Source organism: Methylophilus medardicus, assembly GCF_006363955.1.
Classification (GTDB): Bacteria; Pseudomonadota; Gammaproteobacteria; order Burkholderiales; family Methylophilaceae; genus Methylophilus; species Methylophilus medardensis.
This window is the reverse complement of record NZ_CP040948.1, coordinates 1944657-1960548: the sequence shown is the minus strand read 5'-3', so window position 1 is coordinate 1960548 and position 15892 is coordinate 1944657. Positions and strand designations below refer to the sequence as shown.

The window sequence follows — 15892 nt, the reverse complement described above, 5'->3', positions numbered from 1 at the left end:
CTAATCTGCTTAATATTGTCATCAAATTTTCATGGAGTGTTAACGATGTCTAGTCGTTTCGCGCGGGACAGTGGCGGATTTACTTTGCTGGAATTGCTGGTGGTGATGGTGATTATTGGCCTACTCGCGGGCTATGTCGGGCCTAAGTATTTTCAACAGATTGGTAAATCCGAAGTGAAAACCGCCAAAGCGCAAATCGCAGCGCTGGAGCAGGCGCTTGACCAGTATCGTCTGGATGTCGGCCATTACCCGGCCACAGAGCAAGGCTTGCAGGCCTTGATGACTAACCCTGATAACAATACACATTGGAGTGGGCCCTATTTGAAAAAAGCCGTGCCCAATGATCCGTGGGGAAAAACGTATCAGTATCGGATGCCGGGCCAGCATGGAGAATATGATTTGTTTAGCCTCGGTAAAGATGGGCAGGTCGGCGGTAGCGACGAAGCACAGGATATTACCAACTGGTAAATTGCCATGCATTATCAGGCAAAAGTTCTTAATGGCACTACCCTGACGATGGTCGAGCTACAGGCTGACGATGCACAGGATGCCTACGCACAGTTGAAGGCCAAAGGTTTGATGCCGGTTTCGTTGCACGCACAAAAAATGGCCAAAGTGGCCAAGCGTGAAGCGTTTCCGTTGGCGATGTTTAGTCAAGAGTTGCTGGCCTTGCTCAGTTCTGGTTTGAATTTGGTAGAAGCCATTGATGCGCTCGCTTTACGCCAAGACCATACGCGTCCAGTGTTGCAGGGTCTCTTGCAATCTTTGCAACAAGGCAAGTCTTTCTCGGCCGCGCTGGAGCGACAAGCGACGGTGTTTCCCCCACTGTATATTGCGACCGTGAAAGCCGCTGAACGCACTGGCGACTTGGGCAACGCCTTGTCGCGTTATATCGCCTATGACAATCAAGTCTCCTTGCTCAAAAAAAAGATTGTCAGTGCCTCGATTTATCCCTTGCTGCTGATGGTGGTCGGCGGGCTAGTGATTGCTTTTTTGATGGGGTTTGTGGTGCCTAAGTTTAGTAGTGTCTATGAAGGCACCAGTGCAGATTTGCCCTGGATGTCACAGATGATGCTGAAGTGGGGCACGCTGATCTCTCAGCATGGCGGCCTCATCTTGGGCATGCTGGTCGGTCTATTGCTAGGTTTAGGCTTGTTGTTGAAAGCACCTGCCATGCGCCAGGCCATGCTCAGAGCCGTGTGGCGTATCCCCGCGATCGGTGAAAAATTACAACTCTATCAATTGGCGCGCTTTTATCGCACCTTGGGGATGTTGCTGGCGGGCGGCACACCGATCATGACCGCTTTGGATGCGCTCGGCGGATTACTGGATCGTAGTCTGGCCCGCAGTCTCACCCGCGCACAAACCATGGTGAGTCAAGGCCAGCCGCTGTCTCAGGCGTTCAAAGCTGCAGGGATGACCACGCCGATTGGTGAACGCATGCTCTTGGTGGGCGAACGGGGCGGCAATGTGGCCCACATGATGGACAGTATTGCAGGCTTTTATGATGAAGAACTCGCCCGCTGGATTGACTGGTTTACCAAGTTATTTGAGCCACTATTAATGTTATTTATCGGTTTGGTGATTGGTGTGGTTGTGCTGTTGCTCTATATGCCGATTTTTGAACTCGCCGGACAAATCCAATGAATCAAGCCCTGCCCATGTTATCGGCCGACTTATTGGCGCAAGCACAAGCGCAGGCGCTGCAACAACAGCGACCTACGATTGAGGTGTTAGAGGAGTTGTTGCCAGCGTCTGGCGCGGTTGACGAAGTGCCGAGTGAGAGACTTATCAGTCAATTGGCACACGTGTTGCACTATCGTTTGGCCACGATGCGCGACATGCGCGAGTGGCAGGTTGCCTTTGACATCATTAGTTATAACGACGCCCAGCAAAAAGAATGTCTGGCATTTTATGATGCACAACGTACGCTGTTGCTGGTATTTGCTGATCCATTCAACGCGCAATTGCCGTTATGGGCGCAACATCAGGTGGCACAACCATTTGAGTGGCGGCTCGCACACCGTCTTGAGATCAGTGCTTATCTTGCGGGTGAAGAAGACAGCATGCGGGCGATGGATGGGGTTGGTCTCTCCACTGAGCAAGCACAAGAGGGCGACGAAGAGGTCGTCATGCAGTTGTCGCTGAAGTCTATTCATGAAGATGCCAATCCGATTGTTAAGCTGATTAACTCGACTTTATACGACGCACTGAAAACCGGCGCCAGTGATATCCACCTTGAAACCCACGCGGGCGGCCTTGCGGTGAAATACCGCATTGACGGCGTGATGGCGAATATCGCCAACAGCCCCGGTTTAGAGGGCGCTGAGCAAGCGATTTCTCGCATCAAGGTCATGGCCCAGCTAGATATCGCCGAGCGTCGTGTGCCACAAGATGGGCGCTTTAAGGTGCATGCCATGGGCCGTTTGATTGACTTTCGGGTGTCGATTATGCCGAGTGTGTTTGGCGAGGATGCAGTATTACGTGTGCTCGACCGCAAAGCCCTCACTGAGCAGGCACAGGGCCTTAGTTTGAAGGCTTTGGGTTTCGATCAGCACATCATTACTGGTTTTAGAAAATTGGCCAGCGAGCCCTACGGCATGGTGTTGGTCACAGGCCCAACGGGTAGCGGTAAAACAACCTCACTCTATGCCGCGATTTCAGAGGTCAATACGGGTTTTGACAAAATCATCACGATTGAAGATCCGGTGGAATATCAACTGCCGGGCGTGTTGCAGATTCCGGTCAACGAAAAGAAAGGCCTGACCTTTGCGCGTGGCTTGCGCTCGATTTTGCGTCATGATCCGGACAAGATTATGGTGGGTGAAATCCGGGATGCCGATACCGCCCAAATTGCTGTGCAGGCCGCTCTTACCGGGCATTTGGTGTTTTCTACCGTGCATGCGAATAGCGTCCTCGATGTGATTGGCCGCTTTATGCACATGGGCGTGGATCCTTATCATTTTGTATCGGCAGTGAATGGCATCATTGCGCAACGGTTGGTGCGCGCACTCTGCCCACATTGTGCCGAGCCTTTTGTGCCCGATGCGGCGATGCTGAAGGACTCTGGCCTCAGTGCCGAGCAAGCTGCTGGAATGCAGTTCACCCACGCGCAGGGTTGCGGTCATTGTCGCGGTACTGGCTATAAGGGGCGTAAAGCGGTTGCAGAAATGCTAGTGCTTAATGATGAGTTGCGCGAAATGATTATTGCCAGACAGCCGATTCGACAACTCAAAGAAGCAGCGGCCAGAAATGGCATGCGCACCATCCGCGAGGCTGCGATTCAGGCCGTTGCTGAAGGTATGACCAGTTTACAGGAGATCAACCGTGTCACCTTTATTGCCTGAGTTACGTTGGCGGGGGCTAACACGGGTGCTGGTGTTGGCCGATCAGTTAGTGGCAGAACATTGGCCGGCAGCGATGCATTCACATCGCATGGTCGTGCGGGCGGCGTGGGATGGCAGCGCGCTGGCACTCGCCTTGCAAACCCTGTTGGCGCAACTGCCAGCCAAGCGTTGGCAGCGGGTTGAAATCTATGTGGCGGATAAGCATGCGCACCTGCTGCGCTTGCCCGCTATGGCCGCTGATATGCAAACCCTGGATCTGACCGGCCAAGCGCAACAGGATTATGCCCGTGCCATGTTGATGCAAATTTATGGCGAGTCAGCCCAACGCTGGCCATTGCGATTGCAAGACGTTCGCCAGCCGCAAGACTGCATTGTTGCGGCAATGCCCGCCTTGCAAACGGACGATTTCCGCGCGGTGATGGGCACGATTGCGATGCAATACACACTGCAACCTTATGCGACCGCTTTGTGGGCGCAGACACGCTTACCCGCGAACGGCACAGTACTCACCGCTGAGCCACAAATGCTGCGGTTGTTGCAGTTGAATGACAGTCGTGTCACGCATATTGCCAGTCTGGCTACCGATTTGACTGCGGTGCAACCCTTAGCTGACTGGCTGTTGCGTGAGCGTATGTTGCTCGGTGTGCAAAGCCAGCCGTGTTATTGGTTGATGGAGCCGGACTGCCCATGGATGGCACGCACAGGCGGTCATTTAAAGCAGGCATTGGCTGGTGCGCTGGATTGGCACAGCTTGTTCGCTAAACGTGCGCTCACCAATCTAGGACAGGAGCGCATGCATGTGGCCTAATCCGGATTATCAGTTGGATTTTACGCAACCAAGTTTTGCTTGGCAACGATACCGCTGGCCAGGTGGCTTGTTGGTGGCAGTATTGTTGGCGGGTGTCGTGACCGCGAGCAACGAGCTTGCCGCACTGCATGCGCGGACAGAGCAGCTCGCGCAGCGCCAACAACAACGTGCGCTACAGCTGCCCAAGTCAGAAAAAGCCGAGCTGAGTCAGCAGCCTAAAGGGCAGCCCCGTGCCCCAGTGGTATCATTAAGTGCAACAGAGCAGAAAGCGGCTGCAACCATGGTGCAACAGTTAAACGTACGCTGGTTTGATTTGTTGCAGGCGCTTGAGTCGCAACAAGTGCCAGAGGTTGCACTGCTTCAACTCTTGCCGGATGCCAACCGCGGGCAGTTTGTATTGTCCGGCGAGGCAAAAAGCTATCAGGTCTTGCTCGAATATGTGAGTCACTTACAAACGATGTCTACGCTTAGTCAGGTGCACTTGCTCAAACATCAGGTAAACGAGAGCCATCCACAACGCCCAGTCAGCTTCGAGATTCAAGGAGGTTGGCAACCATGAATGCATTACGTTGGCCGATCCCCATGACTTTGCTCTGGCTGAGCCGCCGCTGCGCTTGGTATTTGGGCTGGCTGCCTATGCTGCTATCGGTGAGCTTGCTCATCATATGGTTGATATTGCACCAGCAGACCATTGAACGCACAGCGGCGTTGGCAGCGCTTGCGCAAGATATTAGCCAGTTGGCCCATGCCCCTCAACGCCAAATACAGAGCCCGCCGACCATGAAAGCGGCAGCATTGGTAACACAGGAAACAGTGGCGGCGGATGAAAAAACGAATTTAGCGACAATCTGGCAGCAATTGCCTGATTTTAGTGCGCTTTCACCACGCATGATGCAAATTGCGCATCTGGCACAACAGCGGCACATCGCACTCAATGTTGGTGATTATCAATGGCAGGCGCACCAGAATGCCGGCAGCAGCCAGCACATTCAGCAGTTTGATATGCGATTTACCGTTCAGGCTGACTATACGACCTGTCGTCAGTTCATCCTAGATGTGTTGCAGCAATATCCAACCATGGCATTAACGGGGCTAGAGCTGCGTAAAAATGAGACCGTGCAACCGACGGTGGATGCCACACTCACTTTTTCGGTGTTTATCCGTGGAGGGCTCGCGCATGGCGATGGAGTCTAAACCAACATCGCGGCCGTTAGTGTGGCTCGCCTTATTGCTGACTTTGTGCCTGGTGTATTGGCAATGGTCGCAAGAGGATGCAGCGCTCACGCCTGCAGCGGATGTAACCATCGCGAATGTTGCCCGTCCTGCTTCAGTCAAGCGTGAAACGCCTGCGATGCCGCGCGGTGCAGAGCCAGAGGTTGCGACCTCGCCAATGCAGGTCAATGATGTGAAGACCAATAGCGCAAATATCAATGACGCGAAGCTCACCAGTGAGAAAACGCGTTTGCCAGCCGAGGCCACACGACCGCAGCCAGCGCAACAGGGGGATTTTACGCGCCCATTGCCAAGCGGGCGGGTCAGCCATGTGTTATTCGCTGCACATGAATGGACAGCTCCGCCGCCTAAACCGCAAGCCCCGCCACCACCTGAAGCGCCGCCGTTACCCTACACCTATGTCGGCAGTATGCAAGAGATGCCGGAAGGGAACACCTTGATTTTGATGCAGCAGAAAAAAATGCTGTTGCCCAAAGTGGGCAGTCAGGTCAACGCGCAGTGGCGCCTTGATCGAGAAGATGCACAATCGGTCTATTTCACCTATCTGCCACTTAATCAGGCGGTCGTGCTGAGTAAAACCAAAACAGCGACCCTCGCTAACCAGCGGCAGTCACTCTCCGACGCTGACAATAACCCTTCTGATGAAATGCTAAATCAATGAAAGCACTACACTTAAACGCGATGCTGCCACGAGGTCTAACGCTAGGCTTATTGGCCATGGGCTTGTCTGCGTGCGGCTTGTTTCCCCCTAAGATGACGGCCACCACCCCTGAGGGCAAAGTGCATGAATTGGCGCAACAGGTGGCAGAGCATCCCGCAGATGTGGTTCTGCGCAATCGCTGGTTTCGTGAGCGCGAACAGGCAATCAATGCGCTGTCGGCGGAAGCCGTTGCGGCAGATGCCAAGGGCGATATCGCCGCCGCTAAACAACTGTATTCACGCATTTTGACGCTTGACCCAAATGAGATCAAAGCGCTCGATTATGAGCGGGCAAGTACACGCGAAATAATGTTACGAAAACAGCTGGCGCAGGCGAAGCAGCATATGGATAACCCAAAACAAGCCTTGAGAGAGGTGCGCGACATCTTGCTCGAACAGCCAACCAATCAAGAGGCACAGGCGCTAGAAAAGCAACTGACCGCCATGGAGCCACGTGCGCGTGCGCCCTTACCTCAGCTGCAAAGTCAGTTAACTAAACCGGTGACGCTAGAGCTACGTGATGCCAATATCAAGGTCGTATTTGAGGCTTTGTCACGCGCCACAGGCGTGAATTTTGTGCTGGATAAAGATATTAAACCCGAAACCAAAGCCTCGGTATTCGTCAAAAAAATGCTGATTGAAGATGCCATTGACATGGTGATTACCAGCAATGGTTTGCAAAAGAAAGTACTGTCTCCGACCAGCGTTCTCGTTTATCCGGCCACTCAGCAAAAAACCAAGGATTACCAAGATCTGCTGATTCGTAACTTTTATTTTGCCAATACCAGTGCCAAACAATGTGCGGATATGCTGCGGACCATTCTTAAAATTCGCGATGTCTACGTGGATGAGCGCCTCAATATGTTGGTGATACGCGATAAACCAGAAGTGCTTACACTGGCTGAAAAAATGATCAAGGCACAGGATATTGCCGACCCTGAAGTCATGCTCGAAATTGAGGTCATTGAGATCACGCGCAACAAGCTCAAGCAATTGGGGATCGGCTATCCGACCAGTTTGACAGTGCTCAATAATCCACTCACCTTAGAAACCATCCAACAAATCAAATCTGGCACGATCGGCATCGGCCCGGCGCCTAATGTGCAGTTCAAAACCACCGACAGTGATCTTAATCTGCTTTCCAATCCACGTATCCGCGTTAAAAACAATGAAAAGGCCAAAGTGATTGTCGGAAACAAAGTGCCTGTCATTACCACCAATGCGATTCAGGGCGGCGTGACTTCAGAGAGCGTTTCTTATGTGGATGTGGGCCTCAAGCTGGATGTTGAGCCCAAAGTGATGCTGGACGATTACATCAGTATCAAGGTAGCTTTGGAGGTGAGTTCACTGGGGGAGGCGGTCACCCTCAGTAATAACTCAAAGGTCTTTAACATCGGGACGCGCAACGCCAGTACAGTACTTCGTCTCAAGCATGGCGAAACACAAATTCTGGCAGGCTTGATTCAGGATTCTGAACGAAAAAACGCTATCAAAGTCCCGGGGCTGGGGGAGATACCGTTGTTGGGGCGCCTGTTTTCTAATAACACCGATGAAAAAAATAAAACTGAAATTGTATTGGCCATTACGCCAAAAATTATCAGCAACGTCACGCTGCCTGAAGCCACCTACTCTGAGTATTGGAGCGGTACAGACTCGGTTATTTCAGACAAGCCACTCTTGAATAACCCCACATCGCCAGCGACACCAAGCCGCAGCCAGCAAATCCGCGACTTGCAGTTACAGCGCCAGCGCGAGTTAAACGAGGGCGGTAATGTGCAGGCCACCGATCCATCTGCGGTGGACCCAGCAGAGTCGGCCCCCGTTGAAAATGCGCCGATAAACGAGCCTACGGGAATACCGTCACCTGACACCGCCCCAGCCAATGCTGGCGCTTCAGTGGCGCCAGCCAGCGCCCCAGGCGGGTTAACGAACAACATCTCAGTTGTACCCGACCAGTCGACCACGAGTCTGCCTGCGCCCAAGGAGATTCGATGATGCCTAAGGGCGTGCCGTTTCAACCGCGCATGCGCTCAGGCTTTACGCTGATTGAATTAATGGTGTCGTTAACCATTGTGGCGATCATGGCCAGCGTGGCAACGCCCATGGTGCAACTGACGTTGCAACGGCAAAAAGAGCAACAACTGCGTGAGCATTTACGTGAGCTGCGTCACGCGATTGATGCCTACAAAAAAGCGGCCGATGACGGTCGGGTGAAAAAAAATGCCGACGCCACGGGTTATCCGCCTAATTTACAAGTGCTGGTGGAGGGGGTGGAGGATGCCAAGGACCCTAAACACAGCAAAATACGTTTTTTGCGGCGTATTCCGCAAGACCCGATGCTGAGCACGCAAGCCAATAGCGCATCGCAACAGGCCTGGGGCTTGCGCAGCTACGACAGCCCACCGGAGCAGCCGCGCTACACCCAGGATGTCTACGATGTGTATTCGTTAAGCCCACAAGTTGGAATCAATGGAGTGCCGTATGCGCAATGGTAAACGCTGGTTGGTTGCATCAAGCGCCATGGCCGGCTTCACCTTGGTGGAGTTGTTGGTGGTGCTCTCTATATTGGCTTTGTTGTTGTCGCTGGCCGTTCCGCGTTATTTCTCCGGCGTACAGCGCGCAAAAGAGCAAGCGCTGAAGCAACAATTAACCACCGCACGTAAAGCGCTAGATGAATACTATGCCGATCAAGGGCAATACCCAGAAACGCTGCAAGCGTTGGTCGATAAACATTATCTGGACAAATTGCCATGGGATCCCATTGCTGAACAGAATGACCAGTGGTTGATTACCCCGCCAGAACTCCCATTGGTTGGCGGCGTGTATAGCCTGCACAGTAATGCCACTGGGCAGGCGGCAGATGGTTCAGCCTACACCGATTGGTAGGCCACTCACCGATGATCGCACAACGAGGCTTTTCTTATATTGGGGTCATGGTAACGCTGGTGTTTGCCGCGATTGGCATGCAGGGCGCGGCGGTGCTATGGCAGCAACAATCGCATCGCAGTCACGAAGCCATGTTGCTGGAGACGGGAGAAGCCTACCGGCTGGCCATCGGCCGCTATTATGAATCCACCCCACAAGCGCTCAAACAATATCCGCTGCGACTGCAAGAGCTGATTGAAGATAGGCGTTTTCCGGTACCGAGGCGCCATTTGCGCAAGCTATATCCCGATCCGTTTGAGGTTAAGCGTGGCATGACGCTCATCATGAAGGATGGGCGGATTGTCGGGGTACATAGTGAGTCACTGTTGGCACCGATTCGTAAAAGCGGTTATCAGGAATCACAATCTGGATTTAATGGTGCCAAACATTATCGTGAGTGGCTGTTTGTGTATGAGCCCAATACATTGCCTGAACTTGAGCTGGCTTGGCTAAATCGATAATGGCTAGATTGCGTTGAATCTGCATTAATCGTTTGCCAAACCGAGGGGGGTCACTGCCTTTAAACGCGGTTTGAATGCTTGATAGTAGCCCAACACTTTGGGTACATAGCGCTTGGTTTCACCGAAAGGTGGCACCGCATATTGGTGTGTTTTCACTGCTTGCGGCCCAGCGTTATAAGCAGCTAGGGCCAGCGTAACGTTGCCTTCAAACATATCCAACATGCGTTTTAGATAATGAGCGCCCCATAATATTTGTTGGGGGACTGACCATTGCCTCACTGGGAGGCTCGTCATCGATTGTGCGGTCGACGGCATGACTTGCATCAAGCCAAACGCGCCTGTGGGGGAGACCGCGCGTGGGTTGTAACCTGACTCGGTCGCGATCACCGCGTGAATGAGCGCTGGGTCGACTTGCGTGGCTTGCGCCGCAGCTTGCACCTCGGACTGGTAGGGCAACACACCGTTCCGCCAAGCCATGCTTTGGCGATTTATTTGTGGTGGGACTGCCAGCTCTATGGGGTCTACGGCGGTATTGCTAATCACAATTTCATCCGCGTCAGAGCCATCTACCCTCACATTGTCAGCCATGACTTGTGTCGCATCGGGTGCAATCTCATGAGCAAGTATTGCGCCTGAAACGTCCCGCGGGGCAGCCGCCTGCACTGGCGCCGCTAGCATTAGGCCGGCGCAAACCAGCAGGCTTAAGCCACAAACATGAAATATCTTGTGTATCGGGTTAAACATGGAATGATTGTGTCATGCCGATATGACAACCCTGAGACACTGCGGTATGCGCTGCTGTTGGGTGATGGCGTGCTTATTCATGGCACTGTCACATATGCAAGGTCTGGCTGTTTGCCAGCACCCAACTGGTCTCGCCTAATTTTCACCGCTGCGGACGGCGGACTAGTCTGTCGTCATCAATTTATCACATCACTGACACGCGATAATCATTTTATTGTCACATCTCTTGCGCAGACTCTGGGGCATTTATATCAATAAAATGTGCATGCGTTAAATGGATACTCAATTTACAGGGATAGATCAGGTCAGCGAGCAATGGACGTTGGCGCTGAATGAAGAACAACGCACGTTATTTATGGAGGTGATTGAAGAATCGTTGCGTTTGCAACATCGCTCGCATCTCTTTAATTGGTTACAGCGAGGGTTTCAATGCTTGCTGGCGCATGAGGTGGTGGTGATCGGCGTGCGCGGCTTAGAGCGTGCCAGTTACGATTATGAGTACCTGACTTCTAGCCGCTATTTTGGCGACACTCAATTTGATCAAGTGCTGAACGAGGAAGATGGCTTGGTGAGCGAAGCGTTTACGCGCTGGAGCACATTGAGTATGCCGGTGTTTTACCATGCGGATCGACCATCGCAACAATACAACCACTACGCAGTCGAGCAAGTGGACCCTGAGCGCATGCTGGCCTCCGAGCTCAAGCGCTTTGTGGTGCATGGCTTTGGTAATGAGCATAGCCGTATTGCCACCATGATTATGTTTGGTCGTTTGAGCTTGCCGGCGAATGCACAAACGGCACATTTGTTAGAGCTATTAATGCCGCACTTACACTGTGCCATCGTCAAGGTGACTGCCAATAAATGTCCTTCGGTGTTATCGACCACGGCACGTAACGGTCGCATCAAACCGCTCAGTAAGCGTGAACTGGAAGTGATTGAGTGGCTGCAGGCAGGCAAAACCAATTGGGAAATCGGCGGCATTATGCAAGTCAGCCCCCTTACCATTAAAAACCATGTGCAAAATATTCTGCGCAAACTCGACGTAGAAAACCGCAGTCAAGCCGCCAGCAAGGCGCTCAAGCTGGGCTTGATTGCGCGCAAGCAGTAAAGCCTTTTCATCCCTTGTTTCGATGCCCCGACAGCAGGCATTAGGACTAGTCCGAAAGGGCTAGCTTCTATTTCAACGCTGTCATTTTCCATTTTTATACTATCGCTAACGGTTGATCTGGTGAGATCAAGGGGCGTACTAGTCCATATGGACTAGGTTTACAAAATAACGCCGTCATCTAATCGCACCATAATTTTGTGGGATGAGGTTCATCGTATTCGTTCAGGTGTTTAGTGGTTTGCTCTTTCTATCGGTTTGCACAAAAATTAAGGAGAAGTATATGAAATTTCAAGTAAAAGCACTGGTTGCAGCATTGGCTCTTTCAGCCGCAACTATCCCAGCACAAGCGGCTATGACGTTTGCAACAAGCGGTAGCTCAAGCCTCATTCTGACTTTGCTGGACTTTAACAGCAACACATCAGCAACGTTCGATTTGGGCTACGGCTACGATAGCTTCCAAAACTTGGTTGTTGATACACACATTAACGGCACACTGTCTACAGATGGCTTGTCCAAAACCTTTGCTTTTGATTTGGCTGGTGGTGACTATGCAAATGCATGGAGTTCTTTCTGGGACACGGCTTCAGCCTCCACCACTAAGTGGGCTATTTATGCAGCTGACGGTACAGGTTCTGGTGCAGGCGCGCGCGGCATTATCTCTACTTACAAATCAGGTAATAACCTGACGAACTCTAATCAGTTGCAAACTTCGATTGCAAACTTCAATGGTTACATGACCAACAACAATGCGTTGGATAACCACAACAGTGTTGAGAATGGTGCCAGCATTGTGACAAGTAATTTGTCAAGAGCATATGCAGGCGGCCAAGCTTATGGTTCAACTGGTCGCATTAACGGCGCAGGCCATGTGTCTATGGATAACTTGGATAGCACCATGACAGTTGTGCAGCAACTGACAGGTGCAACTGCTGCGTCACCAGTTGCTTTTAACGCGCTGAGCGGTCCAGATGGTGGCTACACATTCAAAATGACTTCAACTGGTCAACTGGAATTTGTAATTCCAGTACCTGAAGCTGACAGCTATGCAATGTTGCTCGCAGGCCTGGGTGTAGTTAGCTTGGTTGCTCGTCGTCGCAAGGCTTAATACAACATATAAAAAGCCATGAAAAACGGCTAGTTACCAACTAGCCGCTAATCAAATCTTTTATCGAAGGAAGCGAAAAATGTTTAAATTTAATAAAGTATGTTTGGCTGTTGCAGCTACATTGTTTGCTGGTCAAGCATTTGCTGCGCCAGTGACTCAAGCACAAATCAATACTGCACGTGGCAATAATGCATTGAATGAAACCTGGATTTCTGGCGCTTCAGCTCCTACTTACAACGTTTTCCAAGGCTTTGCTGCCGGCTGTGATGCCGACACAGTGTCTGTGTTCAACAGCGGATCAGCATCAGCTGCAGTAAGACCAGGCAGCTCCGCTGCAAGTAACTTTTTGGCTTATGCTTGTACCCGTGGCGGTAAAGTGTCTGTCGTGTATCACACGATTGATGGCGGTTCTTTCAATGCCTACGCACCACACATTCCAAACGATGTTGACGGTGATGGCACTGTTGGCACAACTAATCTACGTCGTATCAGCAGATTGGGTGCTAACGCTGGTTGTGTAGCACAAACCGGTTCGTTGTCTTTGCCAGGTCAATCTGCAATTCAATCCTACCGCTCATGTGCGGTTGTCACACCAGCGACAGCTGCTGATGGCGCAACAGCTAAACCAGCAGGTGGCTTCTCTGACGTTGAGGCTGCATTGTTCGGTGTATCCGTTGACGGTTTCGGTGTTGAATCAAATGCTAACGTAGGTCAAGCATTCGGTATCGCTACTTCAACTTCCTTGTACCGTGCGATGCAAGTTGCACAAGGTATTTATGCTAACGTAGCCGCAGCGAACGCTGCTGACCCTGATTTCTTGCCAGCGAATGCACCTAGTATTTCCCACACACAATATGCTTCTATCGTGAGTGGCACAGCAGCAGACGCCAGCATTCTTGTTCCTGGCTCATCAGCAGCTTTGAACTTGGCACGCCGCGTTGCAACTTCCGGTACTCAGGCATCTTCAAATGCGACTTTCTTGCGCAATCCTTGTAATGGTGACCCATCCATTTTAGGTGCTTTGGCTCCTGTAGGTCAGGCTGACTCTACACCTACCTTGATCATCACAGAAGGTTCCGGTACTGGTAACGCAAAAACAGCGTTGTCTACAGCTGGCTTTGCGATCGGTGTGTTGTCTATGGAAAATAACTGGCGCACAGATACATCATCTAACGGCTATCGTTTCATCAAACTGGATAATACTCACCCAGAAGCGCCAGTGGCTGGCTCCGGTCTGACAACAGATGCTAACGCACGTTACACAGCTGCTCAAGGTCAGTACGATTTCCATATGGAATTGAAAGCTTTTGTGGCTAACTCAGCAGCCGGTACATTCGGCGAGACTGTCATCAACGAAATCGTTGGTGCTTTCGCTGGTTTGGATTGTGCTGATGTACCACGTGGCCTGACTTTGAACCCATTTGCTGGTTCTTCATGTACTGTTGGTACAGTGGTTGCAAGAGGTTCACGCAATGGTAACAACTGCCAAGCACAACAATTGTTCTAACTTGAAACAGTAGCAGTCAAAAGCTGCGATGTTTGATTAAAAGCACACCCTTATCGGGTGTGCTTTTTTATTATCAATTCGCTCAAACACCTGTTAGGACTGGCAAACCTTTGTATTGTTGATCGCAATGGCTCACATGGGCTAATCAAATAAGTCTACGGACTAGTCCGTATTTCATCTTTGTGACACGCGGCGCTTTCAAAATGGCATGCCTCGGTAAGTGCCTTAGGCGATTGAACAAAAAAGAAAGGTGTTGCGATTGTTGCTGCGTGTGATGAGTTGTTTGTGTGTTCTGTGGTCCTTTGCATTGCATGCAGAGGAGGCTTCAGAGTCCGTCCCGCAGTCTGCAAATGGTTGGGGAGAGGCGACTTCAGAGCAGGCGCCTGCAGAGGTATCAGCCAAGGATCAGTTTGATATTTTTGAATACGTGATTAATGGTAATACAGTACTCAGCGTGAATGAAGTTGAAAAGGCTGTTTACCCTTACCTTGGGGAGCGTCGTTCGATTGAAGATGTTGAAAAAGCACGCAGTGTTCTAGAGCAAAGCTTTCATGAAGCGGGTTACTTAACAGTCTTTGTGAGTATCCCTGAACAAGAAGTCAATGGCGGGGTCGTCAAACTGGATGTCTTAGAAGGAAAAGTCGAGCGCTTAAGTGTAGTTGGCTCGCGGTATTTCAGTCTGGGTAAAATTAAGCAGAATGTCACTGAATTTAAAGAGGGTCATGTCCCGCATTTCCCCACGGTACAAAAACAAATTGCCTCAGTGAATATCAATCAAGATCGCGTCGTTGCACCTGTGTTGCGTCCTGGTAAATCGCCCGGCATGGTTGAGGTGGATCTTAAAGTGGACGACAAGTTTCCCTTGCATGCCAGCATGGAATACAACAACCGATACACACCGAACACGACTAAAACTCGCCTTTCCGGCAACTTGAGATACGACAATCTCTGGCAGAGTGACCATAGTATCGGGCTAGGTTTTCAGGTGACCCCTGAAGATGCCAACGAGGTGAAAGTATTTTCTGGCACCTATGTTATCCCTTACGCTGGCGATTATTGGGCCATGTATGCTGTGGCTTCTCAAAGCGATATTAGTGCTGTGGGGGATTTGAATGTGGTCGGTAACGGTAATATTTACGGCCTACGTTATATACACCCGATGCCCAGCCCGGTTAAATCCTTTAACCATAATTTGACGCTAGGGTTAGATTACAAAGACTTTAAAGAAAGCACCCGTAGACTGGGGTCTGACTTGGGCAGTAACCCGATTACTTACATGCCTTTTTTGATTGGCTACACAGGCAATCTTGTGACGCCGGAGAGTACCACCAAACTCGACCTGAATTTCGTTTTCTCAACCAAGGCACTGGTTAATGACGAAGCTGAGTTTGCGCAGAGACGTTTTCTGGCAAGACCAAACTTTTCTTATTTGAGAGGACAGCTCGAGCATACCTGGACACTGCCTTATCAATGGCAATGGTACGGTTCCCTGGGCGGACAAGTGACTGGTGATTCACTGGTTTCTAACGAGCAATTCTTTATTGGCGGCCTAGATACCGTGCGCGGCTTTCTCGAGTCCAGTGCGCTAGGAGATACCGGTACCAACCTGACAATGGAGTTGCGTTCGCCGCCTTTACAGAAGTATTCGGGCTCTTGGGTCAAAGAAATGCGCTTGCTAGCTTTTTATGATTATGGGCTTGCTAAGACCCGCGATCCAGCTACGTTTGCCGATGACCGATTCTCACAAATCCAGCGTTATATCTTGTCCTCTTATGGGTTGGGACTGGATGTAAAAGCCCCCCATGGATTGTTTATGCGTTTAGATTTTGCGCGCGTGTTGCAATCGAGCTGGATATTAGAAAATGGAAACACAGCGCCTCTGAAGCCTGCTGGCATGGCTGAGAGTGGCGATACGCGATTGCATTTTAAAGTAGGGTTTGATTGGTAGTTTAAGC

At 51.1% G+C, this 15892-nt stretch carries 16 protein-coding genes; 15 read left to right on the top strand and 1 reads right to left on the bottom strand.

Annotated features, from left to right (window positions below):
* Positions 1–45: 45 nt before the first annotated feature.
* From gspG to FIT99_RS09205, 11 genes are read left to right on the top strand one after another with little or no spacing between them, the layout of a single operon-like run.
* Entirely contained in the window at positions 46–468 is a 423-nt protein-coding gene (gene gspG / locus FIT99_RS09255) for a type II secretion system major pseudopilin GspG (protein WP_140004030.1), read from the top strand.
* A gap of 6 nt (positions 469–474) precedes the next feature.
* Positions 475–1647, top strand: coding sequence for a type II secretion system F family protein (locus FIT99_RS09250; protein WP_140004029.1), 1173 nt, complete (start codon positions 475–477; stop codon positions 1645–1647).
* The gene (locus FIT99_RS09245; RefSeq protein ID WP_140004028.1) at positions 1644–3347 is read left to right on the top strand and encodes a GspE/PulE family protein; all 1704 of its coding nucleotides are present in this window, start codon (positions 1644–1646) and stop codon (positions 3345–3347) included. The genes FIT99_RS09250 and FIT99_RS09245 overlap by 4 nt, the downstream gene beginning before the upstream one ends.
* On the top strand, positions 3328–4155 hold the full coding sequence (locus FIT99_RS09240) for a hypothetical protein (protein ID WP_140004027.1): 828 nt from the start codon (positions 3328–3330) through the stop codon (positions 4153–4155). Before FIT99_RS09245 ends, FIT99_RS09240 begins: the two co-directional genes overlap by 20 nt.
* Complete coding sequence (locus tag FIT99_RS09235) at positions 4145–4714, top strand: hypothetical protein (RefSeq protein WP_140004026.1); 570 nt, start codon at positions 4145–4147, stop codon at positions 4712–4714. Before FIT99_RS09240 ends, FIT99_RS09235 begins: the two co-directional genes overlap by 11 nt.
* Positions 4711–5349: a hypothetical protein gene (locus tag FIT99_RS09230; protein WP_140004025.1), complete on the top strand. Its 639-nt coding sequence runs from the start codon at positions 4711–4713 to the stop codon at positions 5347–5349. The genes FIT99_RS09235 and FIT99_RS09230 overlap by 4 nt, the downstream gene beginning before the upstream one ends.
* Positions 5333–6049, top strand: a complete 717-nt coding sequence (locus tag FIT99_RS09225) for a hypothetical protein (RefSeq protein WP_140004024.1) — start codon at positions 5333–5335, stop codon at positions 6047–6049. The genes FIT99_RS09230 and FIT99_RS09225 overlap by 17 nt, the downstream gene beginning before the upstream one ends.
* Positions 6046–8082 carry a secretin N-terminal domain-containing protein gene (locus FIT99_RS09220; protein ID WP_140004023.1) on the top strand — a complete coding sequence of 679 codons (2037 nt, stop codon included), beginning with the start codon at positions 6046–6048 and terminating at the stop codon, positions 8080–8082. The genes FIT99_RS09225 and FIT99_RS09220 overlap by 4 nt, the downstream gene beginning before the upstream one ends.
* Positions 8079–8582, top strand: a complete 504-nt coding sequence (locus FIT99_RS09215) for a type II secretion system protein (protein ID WP_140004022.1) — start codon at positions 8079–8081, stop codon at positions 8580–8582. The genes FIT99_RS09220 and FIT99_RS09215 overlap by 4 nt, the downstream gene beginning before the upstream one ends.
* On the top strand, positions 8569–8973 hold the full coding sequence (locus FIT99_RS09210) for a type II secretion system protein (RefSeq protein ID WP_140004021.1): 405 nt from the start codon (positions 8569–8571) through the stop codon (positions 8971–8973). The genes FIT99_RS09215 and FIT99_RS09210 overlap by 14 nt, the downstream gene beginning before the upstream one ends.
* An 11-nt stretch (positions 8974–8984) precedes the next feature.
* Positions 8985–9473: a type II secretion system protein gene (locus tag FIT99_RS09205; protein WP_140004020.1), complete on the top strand. Its 489-nt coding sequence runs from the start codon at positions 8985–8987 to the stop codon at positions 9471–9473.
* A gap of 24 nt (positions 9474–9497) precedes the next feature.
* On the opposite strand, the gene FIT99_RS09200 is transcribed toward FIT99_RS09205, so the two are convergent.
* Positions 9498–10217, bottom strand: coding sequence for a lytic transglycosylase domain-containing protein (locus FIT99_RS09200; protein ID WP_140004019.1), 720 nt, complete (start codon positions 10215–10217; stop codon positions 9498–9500).
* Positions 10218–10491: 274 nt separating this feature from the next.
* Here FIT99_RS09200 and epsA point away from each other — a divergent pair, with 274 nt between their 5' ends.
* The 4 genes from epsA to FIT99_RS09180 all read left to right on the top strand — a co-directional run bounded on the left by epsA (position 10492) and on the right by FIT99_RS09180 (position 15885).
* Positions 10492–11325, top strand: a complete 834-nt coding sequence (gene epsA / locus FIT99_RS09195; RefSeq protein ID WP_223261168.1) for an XrtB/PEP-CTERM-associated transcriptional regulator EpsA — start codon at positions 10492–10494, stop codon at positions 11323–11325.
* Positions 11326–11605: 280 nt separating this feature from the next.
* Positions 11606–12430: a PEP-CTERM sorting domain-containing protein gene (locus tag FIT99_RS09190; protein ID WP_140004018.1), complete on the top strand. Its 825-nt coding sequence runs from the start codon at positions 11606–11608 to the stop codon at positions 12428–12430.
* A gap of 79 nt (positions 12431–12509) precedes the next feature.
* Positions 12510–13937: a hypothetical protein gene (locus FIT99_RS09185; RefSeq protein WP_140004017.1), complete on the top strand. Its 1428-nt coding sequence runs from the start codon at positions 12510–12512 to the stop codon at positions 13935–13937.
* 250 nt (positions 13938–14187) lie between these two features.
* A complete protein-coding gene (locus tag FIT99_RS09180; RefSeq protein WP_223261167.1) occupies positions 14188–15885 on the top strand; it encodes a ShlB/FhaC/HecB family hemolysin secretion/activation protein in 1698 nt (565 codons plus the stop codon).
* Positions 15886–15892: the final 7 nt, after the last annotated feature.